Origin of the sequence: Streptomyces sp. HmicA12, from assembly GCF_000373565.1 — a bacterium.
In the GTDB taxonomy this organism is placed as follows: domain Bacteria; phylum Actinomycetota; class Actinomycetes; order Streptomycetales; family Streptomycetaceae; genus Streptomyces.
The window spans coordinates 31,005-46,861 of sequence record NZ_KB891831.1 but is presented as its reverse complement, the minus strand read 5'-3'; the positions used below and the strand labels follow the sequence as shown (position 1 = coordinate 46,861).

Annotated in this window: 9 protein-coding genes; 4 read left to right on the top strand and 5 right to left on the bottom strand. The window is 70.9% G+C overall.

What is annotated here, in order from left to right:
- Nucleotides 1-27: 27 nt before the first annotated feature.
- From B072_RS0130370 to B072_RS0130355, 4 genes are all read right to left on the bottom strand, one after another.
- On the bottom strand, nucleotides 28-2,397 hold the full coding sequence (locus tag B072_RS0130370) for a glycoside hydrolase family 31 protein (RefSeq protein WP_018533726.1): 2,370 nt from the start codon (nucleotides 2,395-2,397) through the stop codon (nucleotides 28-30).
- Nucleotides 2,394-3,317 carry a carbohydrate ABC transporter permease gene (locus B072_RS0130365; RefSeq protein ID WP_018533725.1) on the bottom strand — a complete coding sequence of 308 codons (924 nt, stop codon included), beginning with the start codon at nucleotides 3,315-3,317 and terminating at the stop codon, nucleotides 2,394-2,396. The genes B072_RS0130370 and B072_RS0130365 overlap by 4 nt, the downstream gene beginning before the upstream one ends.
- Entirely contained in the window at nucleotides 3,314-4,234 is a 921-nt protein-coding gene (locus B072_RS0130360; RefSeq protein WP_018533724.1) for a carbohydrate ABC transporter permease, read from the bottom strand. Before B072_RS0130360 ends, B072_RS0130365 begins: the two co-directional genes overlap by 4 nt.
- Nucleotides 4,235-4,297: 63 nt before the next feature.
- Nucleotides 4,298-5,608 carry an ABC transporter substrate-binding protein gene (locus tag B072_RS0130355; RefSeq protein WP_106432968.1) on the bottom strand — a complete coding sequence of 437 codons (1,311 nt, stop codon included), beginning with the start codon at nucleotides 5,606-5,608 and terminating at the stop codon, nucleotides 4,298-4,300.
- A 221-nt stretch (nucleotides 5,609-5,829) separates the two neighbouring features.
- On the opposite strand from B072_RS0130355, the gene B072_RS0130350 reads away from it, so the two are divergent.
- On the top strand, nucleotides 5,830-6,846 hold the full coding sequence (locus B072_RS0130350; protein WP_018533722.1) for a LacI family DNA-binding transcriptional regulator: 1,017 nt from the start codon (nucleotides 5,830-5,832) through the stop codon (nucleotides 6,844-6,846).
- 123 nt (nucleotides 6,847-6,969) lie between these two features.
- Nucleotides 6,970-8,832 (top strand): glycoside hydrolase family 2 protein, encoded by a 1,863-nt coding sequence (locus tag B072_RS0130345; RefSeq protein WP_018533721.1) that lies wholly within the window; start codon nucleotides 6,970-6,972, stop codon nucleotides 8,830-8,832.
- 54 nt (nucleotides 8,833-8,886) lie between these two features.
- Here the strand turns inward: B072_RS0130345 and B072_RS0130340 are convergent, their stop codons facing one another.
- Entirely contained in the window at nucleotides 8,887-10,896 is a 2,010-nt protein-coding gene (locus B072_RS0130340; protein ID WP_018533720.1) for a GxGYxYP domain-containing protein, read from the bottom strand.
- 291 nt (nucleotides 10,897-11,187) lie between these two features.
- Between B072_RS0130340 and B072_RS0130335 the strand changes: the two genes are divergently transcribed.
- Nucleotides 11,188-15,261, top strand: a complete 4,074-nt coding sequence (locus B072_RS0130335; protein WP_018533719.1) for an NEW3 domain-containing protein — start codon at nucleotides 11,188-11,190, stop codon at nucleotides 15,259-15,261.
- On the top strand, nucleotides 15,258-15,827 hold the full coding sequence (locus tag B072_RS0130330) for a DUF7158 domain-containing protein (RefSeq protein ID WP_018533718.1): 570 nt from the start codon (nucleotides 15,258-15,260) through the stop codon (nucleotides 15,825-15,827). The genes B072_RS0130335 and B072_RS0130330 overlap by 4 nt, the downstream gene beginning before the upstream one ends.
- The last annotated feature ends 30 nt before the right edge of the window (nucleotides 15,828-15,857 follow it).

Genomic DNA, 15,857 nt, shown 5'->3' with positions numbered 1-15,857 from the left:
CCCACCACGTAGGCGCCCTCCGCCTCGTCACCCCTGCCGAGCCGTCAGCTGTTCCACCACCGCGCCCAGCAGGTCCGTCGGTACCCGCAGCGCGTGCAGCGCCGACAGCTTCGACGTCAGGGGGCCGGGGGAGGTGACGATCCGCCACATCTCCAGCTTCGTGGGGTTGTCGAACTGAGCCGCGCCGAGGATGCGCCGGACATGGTCGATGGTGCGGTCCGCGACGAGGGGCGGAGCGAGCTTCAGCTCGATCCGCGTACCGGACGCGGTGGCGGCTTCGACCGTGACGCTGAACCGGCCCGCCTCTCCGGTGATCTCGACCGGCTCGCCGTCGACCAGGGCTGGTCCTGTCGGCAGGTCCGCGAAGAAGGTGACGGTCCAGGTGCGGGTGGCGGGCACCGTGCCCCCGAGGTCCTCGGGTCCCTCCGCCGGGCCGATGCGCAGCACGCCGGACGCGGCGTCCCACTCCAGGGCCGTGGTGACCGTGCGCAGGTTGGTGCCGTCACCCTGCCCGTCGTCCTCGATCAGGGTGAACGTGCCGCTGTCGGAGGGCGCGACGAGCAGTTCCAGGTGCTCGGGGTTGCGGGTCGCGTCCAGGTCGTCCGGACCCGCCAGCGGAAGGATGCCACCGCCGCGCAGCAGGGCCGGCACCCCGTCGAGGCCGCGGTGCAGCTCGATGTGGCGGTCGCCGTCGTACACGGTTCCGGTGAAGATGTCGGTCCAGGTGCCGGGCGGCAGCCAGGCCGACGTGGCGGAGAGCAGGGTGACCGGGTCGCGCGGGGTGGTGATCGGGGCGACCACCAGTTCGCTGCCGAAGGCGAACTGGTTGGGCACCCCGTACGCCTCGTCGCGCTCCGGCTCCACGTGGTACATCGGGCGCACCAGGGGCGTACCGGTGGCCGCGACGTGGTTCATGGTGTGCAGATAGGGGACGAGCCGGTGCCGGAGGCGCAGGGCCTCGCCCATCGCCTGCCGGGGCTCGGCCGGGAACTGCCACGGCTCCTTGCGGATGAACGGATTGCTCGCCGAGTGCAGCCGCAGAACGGGGGAGAAGACGCCCAACTGGAGCCAGCGCGTGGCGAGTTCGTCGTCGCGGATGCCGCGCGTGTGCCCGCCGATGTCGTGACTCCACCAGCTGTAACCGATGTTGGCCGCCGACGCGGTGAACTCGGGCTGGAAGGCCAGGGACTCCCAGGAGACGACCGCGTCGCCGGAGAAGCCGACGCCGTAGCGCTGGCTGCCGGGGCCGGCGTACCGGGAGAAGGCCATCGGGCGGCGGCCCTCGCGCCCGGAGTCGAGGAAGTGGAAGTGGTTGAGGAGCCAGAGCGGGTCCACGTCCGGGATCCGCGACGTGCTGCCCTGCTGCCAGTCGATCCACCAGAAGTCGACGCCCTGGTCCTCCAACGGGTGGTGCAGGAGGCGGAAGTAGGCGTCCAGGAACGCGCGGTCGGTGAGGTCGAACGGGATCGTCGCGTCCGACGCGGGATCGACACCCACCGCCCGCGCCACCTCCGGATAGGCGTCCTCGAACGGACGGACCCCGTCGGCGGGATGGAGGTTCAGGGTGGTCCACAGGCCCCTGCGGTGCAGTTCGCCCAGGAACGCCTCCGGGTCGGGGATGAGGCGGCGCTCCCACGAGTAGCCCGTCCACCCGGTCCCGTACCGGGGCGGCACCGAGTCGACGCGGTGCCAGTCCATGTCGATCACGGCCACGGAGAACGGCAGCTGCTCGGCGTCGAAGCGGTCGAACAGCTCCAGGTACGCGTCCGCGGTGTACGCGTGGTAGCGGCTCCACCAGTTGCCCAGCGCCCAGCGCGGCAGCACCGGCGGCCGCCCCGACAGCGCGTACAGCGCCGCGACCGCCTCGCCGTAGTCGTGGCCGTACGCGAAGACGTACAGGTCGCGCCGCCCGGGCTCGCGCGGTGCGACCCACCCCTCGTCGTCGAAGAGGAACGACGCCGAGTCGTCGATGACGGCGATCCCGTCGCGGGCGGCGACACCGTCCTCCAGGGGGATGCGCCCGTCCGCGTCGTCCAGGGTGCGGGCGGTGCCGCCCAGGTTGTCCGCGCGGCGCTCGCCGAACCGCCAGCGGCCACCCGCGGGCACCGTGACCACGAGCCCGTTCGCGCTGAACTCCCGCCGGTCGTACAGGAGATGGAAGCGGTCGGTGGACACCTCCAGAACGTCGTCGCTCTCCCGGACGGTGAACTGTGGTGTGGGCAGGTCGCGGTGGAGGGCGAAGCTCGACGCCCGGTCCTCGAACGCGCCGTCCTCGGACCATTCGAGGCGCAGCAGACCGTCGGTGAGCACGGTGACGCGCCAACGGTCACCGCGCAGGACCGAGGCGTCCTGGGCGCGCGGGCGGGAGGGGATCTTGCTGAGTGGTGCCGCTGTCATTGCTTGACTGCCCCTTGAGTCACTCCGCTGATCACCCAGCGCTGGGAGAACAGGTAGACGAGTACGGTCGGCGCCATCGCCATGAGGTACGAGGCGAAGGCGATGTTGTAGTTGGTGTCGAACTTGCTCTGGAAGATGTTCTGCAGGACCGGCAGGACCTGCTGCCCCGGATCCGACGTGATCAGCGAGGGCAGCATGAAGTCGTTCCACGAGGCGAGGAACGCGAAGATGCCGACGGTCGCGTTCATCGGCCCGAGCAGCGGGACGATGATGCGCCGGAAGATCTGCCAGGTGGTGGCCCCGTCCATGCGGGCGCTCTCCTCCAGCTCCATCGGGACCGAGCGCAGGTAGGCGGTGTACAGGAGCACGCTGAACGACAGCTGGAACACGATGTGCAGCAGAGCGACCCCCACCGGACTGTCGATGCTCAGCATCGCGGTGAGCTTGATCTGCGGCAGCGCCACCACCGGGAACGGCAGGAACATCGCGCCCAGCAGATAGAAGAACGACCAGCGGAACAGGCGCCGGTCCCAGTTGCGGGCGATGGCGTACGCGGCGAGCGAGCTGAGCGCGAGCGTCCCGAGGACACTGGCCGCCGCGACGGCCACGGAGATCGTGAACGAGACCGGGAAGTGCGTGATGCGCCAGGCGTCGGCGAAGCTGCTCAGGTCGATCGGCCACGGCAGCGAGAAGGCATTGCCGTCCGCTGCCTGGGAGGGCGATTTGAGGGCCATGGCGACCGTGACGTACAGCGGAATCAGGACCGCGAGCGCGGCGACCATGAGAAGCAGGGTGACCGGCCGGTTCGGGGCGTCGCCGCTTCGGCGGCGGACCCGGGTGACGGCCTGGCGCAGCGGCGGTGTGTGCCGTGCGCGCCGAGGCTGCTCGGACTGTTCGGTCTGCGGGAGGGTGGTGGTCATGACAGCCTCAGGCCCCTTCCTCGGGTGGCCAGGAGTTGCAGCAGGGACACCGCGACGGTGAGCACGAAGAAGATCGTGGCATTGGCCATCTGGTAGGCGTAGTCGCCGCCCGTGTAGCCGAGGAAGATCGTCTTGGCGACGCTGTACGTCGCTGTTCCGGGCCCGCCGTCCGTGAGGCCGACGATGATGTCGTAGGCGTTCAGATAGCCCTTGACCCCGAGGATCGTGTTGATGACGAGGTACCCGGAGACCAGGGGCAGCGTGATCGACCGGAACCTGCGCCAGGCCGATGCCCCGTCGATGGCGGCCGCCTCGTACAGCTCGCCGGGGATCGACAGCAGGCCGGCGATGTAGATGAGCAGGGCGCCCGGAATCGTCTGCCACGCGGAGACGATCACGATGGCGATCCAGGCGAGATCCGGATTGCCCAGGATGCTCTGCTCCAGCGGCCCGAATCCGATCGAAGAGGCAAGGGCGGGAAGGGAGTTGGAGAAGAGGTAGTTGAAGACGTACGCGACGACGATCCCGGAGATCACCATCGGGATGACGAAGATGCTCCGCAGCGCCGTCAGGAACCGGATGCGGCTCGTCAGGCCGAGCGCGAGACCCAGGGCGACACTCTGCGCGAGGACCACGGTCACCACGGCGAACCCGAGGGTGAACTTGTACGAGTCCCAGATGGACGGGTCGGAGAAGAGCGCCAGGTAGTTCGTCAGGCCGGTGAACCGCCAGGTACCGAAGCCGACGTAGTCGGTGAAGCTGTAGAAGATGCCGACCAGGGCAGGGCCCAGCACAAGTGCGGTGAACAGCAGGAGAGTCGGCAGCAGGAACCAGTAGTAGAGGGGCTCGACACGGCGCCGCCGTGGGGCGGGCGGCGCGGCGGACGCACCTGATGGGACAGGGTGAGGCACAGCCATGAGGTCTCCTCGATGCGGTGCACTACGGCGCGATGCGGAGCGGTGCGCGCGGGGTCGGTGGGGCTACGCCGAGGTGCGGATCGCGATCCGCCGCCAGTCGGCGTCGAGTTGCCGGAGCATCGCGTCGAAGTCGCCGGTGGCGATGGCGCTCTGCAGGTAGTTGCCGAGCGGGATCGAGGGCGGCACGAAGGTGCCCGCCCCCAGATAGAAGGCCGCCGAGTCGACATAGGGCTGAAGCCCGGACAGGCGCGGGTCCTTCGCCGCCGGGGCGTCCTTGGTGACGCCGTACGCGAGGTTGTCCCGGTTGTACGCGTCGATGATCTCCGGCCGCATCAGGAAGTCGACCAGCTCCTTGGCCTCGTCCGGGTGGTCGGCGTCGGTCGGGATCCACAGGGCCAGGTCGATGTTGACGCGTGCCTTGCGGTCGGCGGCCCGCTCCGTCACCGGCAGCGGGAAGGTGCCGATGTCCAGGTGCGGATCGACCGCGGCGATCTGGGTCAGCGCCCAGGGGCCCTGGAGATACATGGCCGCGCGACCCTTGCCGAAGGCGAGGTTCCCGTCGGGGTACGAGCGGGTGGACGCGTCCCGGTTGAAGAACTTCGTGAGCGTACGCGCCCGGTCCATGGCCTCGGCGAAGTCCTGCTGGAACGAGACGGGCGAGGACGGTCCGACGTCGGTGCCCTGATCCTGCAGTCTGCGGAAGAACGACGCCGTGTCGACGAGCCCTCCGGCGCAGTAGTCGAACAGTCCCTGCCAGACCGTCCAGACCTCCTTGTTGGTCGCGTAGATCGGAACGATCTTCGCAGCCTGCAACTCCTTGCATACGTCGAGGAATTCGGACCACGTCGTCGGCACCGGCAGGCGGTGCTCGGCGAAGATCCGCTTGTTGTAGATGACCCCGGCGGCGGCCAGCGAGTACGGCAGGACGCTCGTGCGCCCCGGGTACGTCGCGTACTGCTCGGCCAGCCGGGCCACGCTGCCGGTGATGCGGCGGGCCGCGGGCCGGTCCGACACGTCGGAGAGCACGCCGCGTTCGACGTACCGGGCCAGTTCCAGATTGTTGTTGAAGCAGCCCACGTCCGCTGGTTCGGCGCGGACGAACTGCGGCGCGATGGCGTCCGTCGTGTCGTGCACCACCCGGATTCCGGGCCGACGGCGCTCGAACTTCCGCAGCACCTTGTCGAAGTAGGCGATGACCTCCCGTTTCTGCAGATAGAAGCGCATGGTGGTCCGGGACTGCCCGGCCGCGGCGCCTCCGCAGCCGGTGAGTCCCAGCGCGCCGAGCGCGGCTCCGGCTCCGGCCGCCGCGACGACGCCGCGCCGGCTCGGACCGCGGGCACCCCGGATCACGGCACGCTCTGGTCCGATCGTCACCTCGTCGCCTCCTGAGGTTCGTGTCACGCGTCCTCAGGGCGCGTGAACCTGTTACGAGCAGAGCGCGGCGAACTTACAGCGCTGTAAATTTGAGTGTCAACCACCCTTCACGCACTCTCCATCGGCCTGTCCGGGGCCCGTTGCCCGGCGGTAGGGTCGGCGCGCAGTCGGCGGAGCGTCCCACCAGGCGCGGAGCCCGTGTCACCCCACCAGGAGGCGAAGTGCCCAATGTCCGCCTGAGCGATGTCGCCCAGCACGCCGGCGTCTCGACGAAGACGGTCTCGAACGTCGTCAACGGCTATGTCCACGTCCGCGAGAGCACGCGCGCCCGTGTCCAGCAGGCCATCGACGAGCTGGGGTACCGGCCCAACCTGCGCGGCCGCAACCTCGCCACCGGCCGCACCGGCATGATCGCGCTCGCCTTCCCCGACCTGCGGATTCCCTACTTCGCCGAACTCGCCCACGTCCTTTCGCGGGCAGCGGCGGAGCGCGGATACCGGCTGCTGCTGGAGGAGTCGGGCGGCGCCCCGGAGGTCGAGCGAGCCCTCCTGTCGGCGCAGGAGGCGGGCGTCGTCGACGGCGTGCTCCTGCAGCCCGCCTGGCTGAACTCCACGGAGATCGCCCAGCACCGCAGGGGGGTCCCGGTCGTGCTCCTGGGCGAGAGCACCGCGCCGCTCAGCGTCGACCACGTACGGATCGACAACATCGGCGCGGCGGTGCAGGTCGTGGAGCATCTCGCGGCCCTGGGGCGCCGCCGCATCGCCTACCTGTGCGCCGAGCCGTCGGCGCCGAGCGAGACGTCCCAGCAGCGCCTCATCGGCTACCAACAGGGCCTGGAATCCTGTGGACTTCCGGTCGACAGCTCCCTGATCGTCACCGGCCAGGTGGCCAACGCGCACTCCGCCGCGCAGGCGCTCGGGGCCGCCCTCGACGACGGGATGGCACCGGACGCCGTCTTCTGCCGCGACGACCTGGCCGCGTTGGGCGCCCTGCGCGCCCTGGCGGAGCGGGGCCTGCGGGTGCCGGAGGACGTCGCCGTCACCGGCTGGGACGACAGCACCCTCGCGTCGGCGATACGCCCGAGCCTGACCTGCGTACGGGCCGACGAGGCCGAACTCGCCCGGCGTGCACTGGACTTGCTGATCGAGCGCATCGAGGGCTTCGACGGCCTGGGGCGGCACGAGATCGTCGCGCACTCGCTGGTCGTACGGGAGAGCGCGCCGCAGCCGACCGGGTGAACGGAGTTCGGGCCGGGATCCGTGCTGTTCGCCGGTTCTCGTTTACAGCGGTGTAAATCGATGCTGTGATGGCTGGCGCACCACACACCCCGACGCAGCCGTCACGACGACCCAGGAGAGCGCATGGCCTCGTCCAGTCCGCAGCCCGTGCCCGGCGACCCGACCGCCGCGCAGGACCTTCCCCGCCCGGAGTACCCGCGCCCCGGATTCGTCCGCGCGGACTGGCTCAACCTCAACGGCTCGTGGCAGTTCGCCCGGGATCCCGGCGACAGTGGCCTCGAACGCGGCCTGGTGGACGCCGAGTTGCCCGACCGGATCACCGTCCCGTTCTGCCCGGAGTCGGAGCTCTCCGGCATCGGCGACACGGACTTCCACGCCGCCGTCTGGTACCGGCGCACCGTGCGGGTGCCCGCCGAGTGGGCCGGGCGCAGGCCCGTGCTGCACTTCGGTGCCGTGGACCACGACGCGACGGTGTGGGTCGACGGGCACGAAGTGGCTCGGCACAGCGGCGGTTTCACCTCGTTCAGCGCCGATCTGGGCGAGGTGGTGCGGCCCGGCGAGGACGCCACGATCGTGGTACGCGCCCGGGACAGCGCCACCGGCCCGCAGGCGCGCGGCAAGCAGTCGGACCACTACGCCAACTACAGCTGCCTGTACACCCGGACGACAGGGATCTGGCAGACGGTCTGGATGGAACCGGTGGCCGACACCCACCTCGGACGCCCCCGCATCACCCCCGACCTGGCCGCGGGCTGCTTCCACCTCGAACTCCCGCTGTCCGGAAGCCGGACCGGCCACCACGTCCGTGCCCGCCTCACCGACGCACAGGGCACCGTGGCCGAGGCCTCGGTCGCCGCCCACCTCGACCTCGCACCACGCCTGGTCCTGCCCGTTCCGCAGGACCGGCGCAGGAGTTGGTCACCGCGGGACCCGCACCTGTACGAGATCCACCTCGACGTCGTGGACGCCTCCGGCGTGGTCGTCGACGCGGCGGTGTGCACGGCGGGACTGCGCTCGGTCACCGTCGACGGCAAGCGGGTCCTGCTCAACGGCGAGCCGGTCTTCCAGCGCCTCGTCCTGGACCAGGGCTGGTACCCGGACGGCCTGATGACGGCCCCCGACGACGCCGCGCTCGTCCGCGACATCGAACTCTCCCTCGCCGCGGGCTTCAACGGAGCCCGCCTGCACCAGAAGGTCTTCGAGGAGCGCTTCCTGCACCACGCCGACCGCCTCGGCTACCTCGTATGGGGTGAGTTCGGCGACTGGGGCGCGAGCACGGGACCCGTGAGCACGGACAACCAGCAGCCGACCAGCGGCTTCGTGGCGCAGTGGCTGGAGGCCGTCGAACGCGACTACTCCCACCCGTCGATCATCGGCTGGTGCCCGCTCAACGAGACTCGCCAGAGACTCTCGGACCGGCAGAGCGTCCTCGACGACGTCACCCGGGCGATGTTCCTCGCCACCAAGGCCGCCGACACCACACGCCCCGTCCTCGACACCTCCGGCTACGCGCACCGCGTACCGGAGACGGACATCTACGACTCGCACTGCTACGAGCAGAACCCGGAAATCTTCGGCAAGTTGATGAGCGGCCTCGCCGAGGACAAGCCGTTCGTCAACCCGCAGGACGAGGCACCGGACGCCACCTGGTCCGTTCCCTACCGCGGACAGCCCTATTTCTGCAGCGAGTTCGGCGGCATCTGGTGGAACCCCGACGAGGTACAGGCCGCGGGCGAGGACCGCGACGTCTCGTGGGGGTACGGTCAACGGCCCCGCGACGAGGCGGAGTTCCACCACCGCTTCGCCGGTCTCACCGGGGTGCTCCTGGACGACCCGGACATGTTCGGGTACTGCTACACGCAGCTGACCGACGTGTTCCAGGAGCAGAACGGCATCTACCGCTTCGACCGTTCCGAGAAGCTCGACGTGTCCCGCGTCCGCGCCGCCCAGCTCAGGCCCGCCGCCATCGAGGGGGACGGCCGCTGAACCCGGCACGTCCGCGCCGACGGGACACTCCGCCGGCGCGGACGTGCCGCCCGCTCAGTCGTAGCTGCGGTCGAGCAGGTCGAAGAACACGTCACCGCGCACGACCTCGAACGGATCGTCCAGCAGCTTCGCCAGATCGGCGATGTCGCTCGGGGTCCAGCTCCACGCGTTGATCGCGGCGGCCACGAACATCGGCCGGTCGGTGTCGCGCCCCTCGACGAGCTCCAGCAGCGCGTCGCGGAAGTCCGCGCCCTTGCCCTGCGGATAGAAGTTGCCGATGACCGGGATACCGGCCGGGCGAGCCTGCAGATCGCCGGTCTCCCAGGACTGGATGACGCCCCGCAGCGGTGTGTTCTTCCGGTAGGACGCCATGACGCGCTCGTCGAACGGTATCCAGCCGTCGTTGGCGGCGTTGCGCGGGTTGTAGGCGTACGCGAGGTCCATGCCCGTGCGGCGCATATAGCGTCCCGTCAGCGCGGTGTACGCGTCCAGCGCGTCCTTCGGCCACGACTCCGGGTACGTGTACCCCGCGCCGGAAGGGCCGCAGACGAGCAGGTCGTTGGCGGTGGCCGTGCGCTGGTAGTAAGCGAGTTGGGCCGGCCCGATGTCGGCGAGCAGCGGGCTGACCGTCCAGTTGACCGGCACCTCTCCGCGCTTGGGGTCGTCCCAGATGTCGCGCATCCGGCGCTGGCAGTACTGGATGTTGTCGCCCTCGCCGACGGTGAACGTGACGTACACCCGGTTGCGCAGCGTGCTCCTCGGCCGCTTCGGCACCCGATCGGAGATCTTGGCGGGGACACCGGCGTGCACGGTGCCGTTCATGTAGAAGTCGGCGGCGACGACCTCCACACCGTGCTGCGAGGCACGGTCCACTCCGCCCCACTCGCCGGCCACGTCGTTGGGGAACCAGCCGGTGTACGGGGTCGTGGGCGCGAGGCGCGTGAGGGTCTCGTCGAGCAGCTTGCCGGTGTCGCCGGACGGCGGGAGCCACAGCACCATGGCCCGGCTCGCCACCACGTAGTCCCGGAAGTAGGGGAAGGGCTCGACGCGGGTGGGCGCCGTGGCGGTGGCGGTCACCAGGAACTGGTTCCACAGGTCGACGTCGACCGTGAGTTTCTTGGTGCCCGCCGGGGCCTTGAAGTGATAGACGAAGTAGCCGCCGCCGTCGGCGAAGCGGTTCGACTTGTCGCCGAGGGAGGAGTTGAGACCGTCGAACAGATACGGCTTCTCGGCGTCCGTGCCGGGCGTGAAGGCGACGATCTCCTTGCCGTCCGCCGTGACCTTGACGGATCCGACGGACGCACCCCACCCGTCGTCGCCGAAGGAGTCCTGGAAGCGCACGTAGACATCGTTGTCACCGCCCAGTTCGGGGCTCAGGTCGAGCGTGCGCACCTTGCGGTTGGAGATGTCGCGGATCCGTTCGGTCTCGCGGGCCACCTCCCGCCATGTGACGCCGCTCACGCTGACGGTCCGGGTCGGTGGCAGGCCGGCCAGCAGCGCATGGCTGCAGTGCGGGAAGAGCTGGTCGAGCTGCCAGCGGTAGACACCCTCGACGTCGGCGGGGTCGAACCGGCCGCGCAGGTCCATCAGGGTCTTGAGGCCGTGGGCGTCGGCCTGTTCGGCGGTCGCGGCGACCCCGTCCTTGAGCCCGGCGAGCGTGGTGGCGACGTTCACGGAGTCGGGCACATCGGGATCGACCAGGATCGCGCCCCGCACCCGGTCACGGTAACGGCCCAGGAGATCAAGGGCGTTGTCGTGACGGGTGATCGACGCGCCGGTGCTCGACAGCCACCGGCGGTCCGCCGCGCCGTCGTCGAAGTTGAAGTACAGGCGCGGTCCGCCGCGGTTCACCGTCCCCTGGAGGGTCGTCAGCAGAAGCTGGTCGTCACCGTTCAGGGCGCCGACGTCGGCGACGTCGAGCCGGGTCGGGCGGCCGAAGGACGGGAGCAGCCGGGCCGCCGAGGTGCGCTCGGCGGCCGAGGCCCGGCCCGGCAGGGAGATCCCGAAGGCCCCGGCGGCCAGGGCCGCTCCACCGGTCTGCAGGAGGTTTCTTCGTGTCACCATCGACGTTCACGGCTCCTCGTTCAGCGGCTCTTGAGCCCGACAGCTCTGACATCGTTGTCGGCCGTCGGCGAACGTAATCAGGTGACGGGCCGTTGTCCATGGGGTGCGCGCAAACTTCCGGTGCTGGTGTCGATCTTTGGCCGATCTTCGCCGCGCCGCGCATCGGTGCCGCCGAACGTGTTGACTGCGTGCGAGCAAGTCGCCTACGTTGCGCGGGACTTGGCTTTTCAGCGCTGTAAAAAGTAGCGGTCGAAGCGATTCGGGCAGGCCGGATCGGTGAAGGGACAGCACGTGCGCATCCTCAGTGTCCGGCCCACCGACCTTTTCACCGGCCCGGCCGACGACCCCCTGCAAGTGGTCCGCGTCGAGCTCAGCGAGCCCGGCCGGGTCGTCATCGAGGGACCCGGCCTGCACGGGGAGGGCGCGGACGGCGAGATCGGTGTGCGCTGCGCGGCGCCGCCCGGCACCGTCGTCCCGCTCACCGTGACCGCGGGAGGGGCGACGGCCCACGCCGAGCTGACCGTGGCGGAGCCCGGCTGGACGGTGTGGATGGTCCCGCACTTCCACTACGACCCCGTCTGGTGGAACACCCAGGCCGCGTACACCACCACGTGGGACACGGCGGGCGAGACGGCGCAGCGGTTCCGCATCGACTGGCAGTACACCGGCTTCGAGCTGATGCGGCTGCACCTGGAGACGGCCCGCCGCGACCCCGACTACAAGTTCGTGCTCGCCGAGGTCGACTACCTCAAGCCCTACTGGGACGCGCACCCGCAGGACCGCGCCCACCTGCGCCGACTGCTCGCCGAGGGTCGCGTGGAGCTGATGGGCGGCACCTACAACGAACCCAACACCAACCTCACATCGGCCGAGTCGACGGTCCGCAACCTGGTGTACGGCATCGGCTTCCAGCGCGGCATCATGGGCGGCGACCCGCAGACCGCCTGGCAGTTGGACGTGTTCGGGCACGACCCGCAGTTCCCCGGCCTGGCCGCCGACGCGGGCCTCACCTCCTCGTCGTGGGCGCGCGGCCCGTACCACCAGTGGGGCCCGATGCTCACCGACCGTGACCGGGAGAAGGACGGCTGGGGCGACCCGTCGACGATGCAGTTCCCGGCCGAGTTCGAGTGGCTCTCGCCCAGCGGTCGCGGGGTGCTCACGCACTACATGCCGGCGCACTACAGCGCGGGCTGGTGGATGGACTCCGCGACCTCGCTCGCCGACGCCGAGGATGCCGTCCTCGACCTGTACCGCCTGATGAAGAAGGTCGCCGCGACCCGCAACCTGCTCCTTCCCGTCGGAACCGACTACACCCCGCCCAACCGCTGGGTCACCGAGATCCACCGCGACTTCGCCGCCCGCTACACCTGGCCGCGCCTGAAGTGCGCGCTGCCCGCGGAGTTCTTCGCGGCGGTCCGCGCCGAACTGCCCGAGCCCTCGCCGCAGACCCGGGACATGAACCCGGTGTACACCGGCAAGGACGTCTCCTTCATCGACACCAAGCAGGCGCAGCGCGCGGCCGAGACCCTCCTCACGGAGGCCGAGACCTTCGCGACGCTCGCCTCGGTCGAGACCGGTGCGGACCATCCCCACGCCCGGATCGACAAGGCCTGGCGGCAGCTCGCCTACGGCGCGCACCACGACGCCATCACCGGCTCCGAGTCCGACCAGGTCTACCTCGACCTGCTCACCGGTTGGCGGGAGGCGTACGACACCGGACGCGAGGTCCTCGACGTCGCGCTGAGCCGTCTGGGCAGCGCCGACGGCGACGCCGTCACGGTCTTCAACCCGTCCGCATGGCCCCGCACCGACCTCGTACGCGTACACCTCACCCCTCCCGAACCCGGCTTCCAGGGCTGGGAGTTCGAGGACGGCACCCCGCTCGTCCTGGAACACGAACGCCACCACGCCGACGGCACGCTCGCCGAGGCCGACGTCGTCTTCCTCGCCGCCGACGTGCCCTCGCTCGGATACCGCGTCTTCCGGCCCCGGCCGTCCCGTACGGCGTCGCGCTGGGCCCCGGCCGACGACGCGACCCGCATCGCGAACGCCACGCACACCCTGGAGATCGACCCGCGCCGCGGCGGCTGTGTCTCCCGGCTGACCGTCGAGGGCCGCGAACTGCTGCAGGCCGGCCGCGTCGGCAACGAACTCCTCGTCTACGACGAGTACTCGGCGCACCCCCGCTACCACGAGGGCCCCTGGCACCTGGTCCCCTCCGGCCCGGTGACCGGCTCGGCGTCATCGCCCGCCACATCGGTGCGCACGGAACGGTGCGCGGCCGGCGAACGCATCACGGTCACGGGGACGGTCGGCCCGGTCACCTACACCCAGACCCTCACTCTCTGGCACGGTCTCGACCGGCTCGACGGGGTCACCCACATCGACACCTTCGACGGCGCCGACCGGCTGCTGCGGCTGCGCTGGCCGGTGCGGGTGCCCGGCGCCCTGCCGGTGAGCGAGGTCGCCGACGCCGTCGTCGGCCGCGGCTTCGGCCTGATCGACGTCGACTCGGCCGAACACCCGTGGACCCTGGACAACCCGGCCAACAACTGGTTCGCGCTGTCGTCGACGGCGCGCGTGCGGCTCCCGGACGGAGACCGGGCCATCGGCATCGCGGAGATCGTCACCGCCGACGGCGCGGGCACCCGCGAGCTGGCCGTGGCCCTGGTCAGGTCCGGTGTGACCAGCACCTGTTCGGCCGCGCCCGGCGCCCGCTACGGCGACCTCGCGGTGGACTCCAACCTCCCCGACGTCCGCATCGCGATCGGCGGCCCGGACGAGAACCCCTTCACCGCGCAGGTGCTGACCGGTGCGTACGCCGAGACGTTCGAGGCGCAGCTCGCCGCCACCGGCCGCGCCCGCGTGTGGATCCCGGCCGAGAGCCCGCTGGAGAAGGTGTGGGTGCCGGGCGCCGATCTGCGGTCCGCCCGCGCCCTGCCGGTGCTCGTCGTGGCGGGGGAGGGAGCCGTCGAGGAACTTGTCGCCGACCTGGACGACTCCACGATCGAGGTCGCCGACAGCGGCCCGCTCACCGAGCCCCCGCTCGACGACTACACGGTCGCGCTCGTCAACCGGGGTGTGCCCGGCTTCGCCGTCGACAGCACGGGCGCCCTGCACCTGTCGCTGATGCGCTCCTGCACGGGCTGGCCGTCCGGCATCTGGATCGACCCGCCGCACCGCACCCACCCCGACGGCTCCGCCTTCCAGCAGCAGCACTGGACCCACTCGTTCGACTACTCCCTGGTCGCGGGCCCCGGCGACTGGCGCGCACAGCGCCTCGTACCGCGTGCCCATGACGTCAACCACCCACTGCGTCCGGTGGTGCGCGGCGAGCGCGCGGACCAGCCGGACACGCGGTCCTACCTCGCGGTGGAGCCGGCGGGACAGGTGGTGGTGACCGCCCTCAAGCCGACCGGCAACCCGCTGGCCGAAGGCCAAGTCGCCCGGCCCGTCGACGGGTTGACCCTGCGGCTGCACGAGGCCGAAGGGCGCCCGACCCGGGCCCGCATCGTCACCGACCTGCCGCTCACGGCCGCCCACCGCGCCGACCTGCTGGAGCGCGCGCACCAGCCGCTCGACGCCCTCGCGCTCGACCTCGGCGGCATGGACATCGCCACGGTCACCGCACAGCTCGCGCGGCCGCGCGGCGGCGTCGCACCCGGCACCGAACCCCACCAGCCGGTCTTCACCCGCTACTGGCTGCACAACACCGGCCCCGCACCGACCGGCAACCTCCCCGTCGCCGTCCACCTGGACCCGCCCGTGCTGCACGGCGCCGCCGAGACGACGGTGACCGTCGCGTCGAGCCTGGCCGCACACCCGGCGGCCGGCGAGGTCCACCTGATCCTCCCCGAGGGCTGGTCGGCGGACACGACCGTGATCCCGTACGCCATCGAACCCGACGGCCACCTCGCCCACCGGACGCGGGTCGCCCCGCCCGACGACGCGGAGCCCGGCACGTACTGGCTACGGGCGCGGACGACGCACGACGGGCAGACCTACGAGGACGTGACACGCGCCGTGATCGGCGCCGAGTCGGTGACCGAGCCCACCGCGAAGCTGCTGACGCCGGTGGTCAGGCTCGCGGCGGGGGAGCGGGGCACGATCGAGGTCCGCCTCGCGTCCGACGTCCTGACCCCGGTCACCGTCCAGGCCCAGCTTATCAGCCCCTGGCAGACCTTCGGCCTGTTCCCGCAGTGGAACACGGGCGCCGAGGTCCCGGCGCGCGGTGCTCACACTCTGCGCTTCCCCGTCTCCGTACCCTTCGGTGCCCGGCCCGGCCGCTGGTGGGCCGTGGTCAAACTGGCCGCCGCCGGCCGGCTGCACTACACCGAGGCGGTAGAGGTCGAGGTGATCGCGTGACCGGGCCGCGCGTCGCCGCCCTCGTCGACGGACAGCCCGTCACCGAGGACGCGGTGGAGGCCCGGGTGGACGAACTGCGCCGCGGCCCGCTGGCGGCGAGACTCCCGCGCCCCGGCACCGCGGACGCACGCAACCTGCGCCGCTGGGTGGTGCAGGTGATGACGTACGAGGCGGTCGTCGCCCACGAGGCTGTCGCCCTCGGCCTGACCGTCCAACAGGGCCAGGAACCAGCCCCGTTGAGCTTCACGGACGCCCTGCGCACGGGTGGTGTCACGGCGGCCGTCCTCGCGGCGCGGCCACTGGCCCGCGCCGTGCGCGCACGGATCGTGGCCGATGTCGCGGTACCGGAGTCCGACGTCCGCGCCTACTACGACCGCAACCGAGACCTGCACCCGGGACCGTACGGCGAGGCCCGCCCCGCGATCGCCCGCGACCTGCAACAGGCCGCGGCCGACCGGCACTTCGGCCTGTGGCTGGAGCGTCGCCACGCCGAGTCGGTGACCCTGCTGCCGGGCTTCGAACACCCGGCGGACCCACGACACGCGGACGCGACGCACCGGCATTGATCCGGCCCTCGCACGTACACAGGGAGGCGC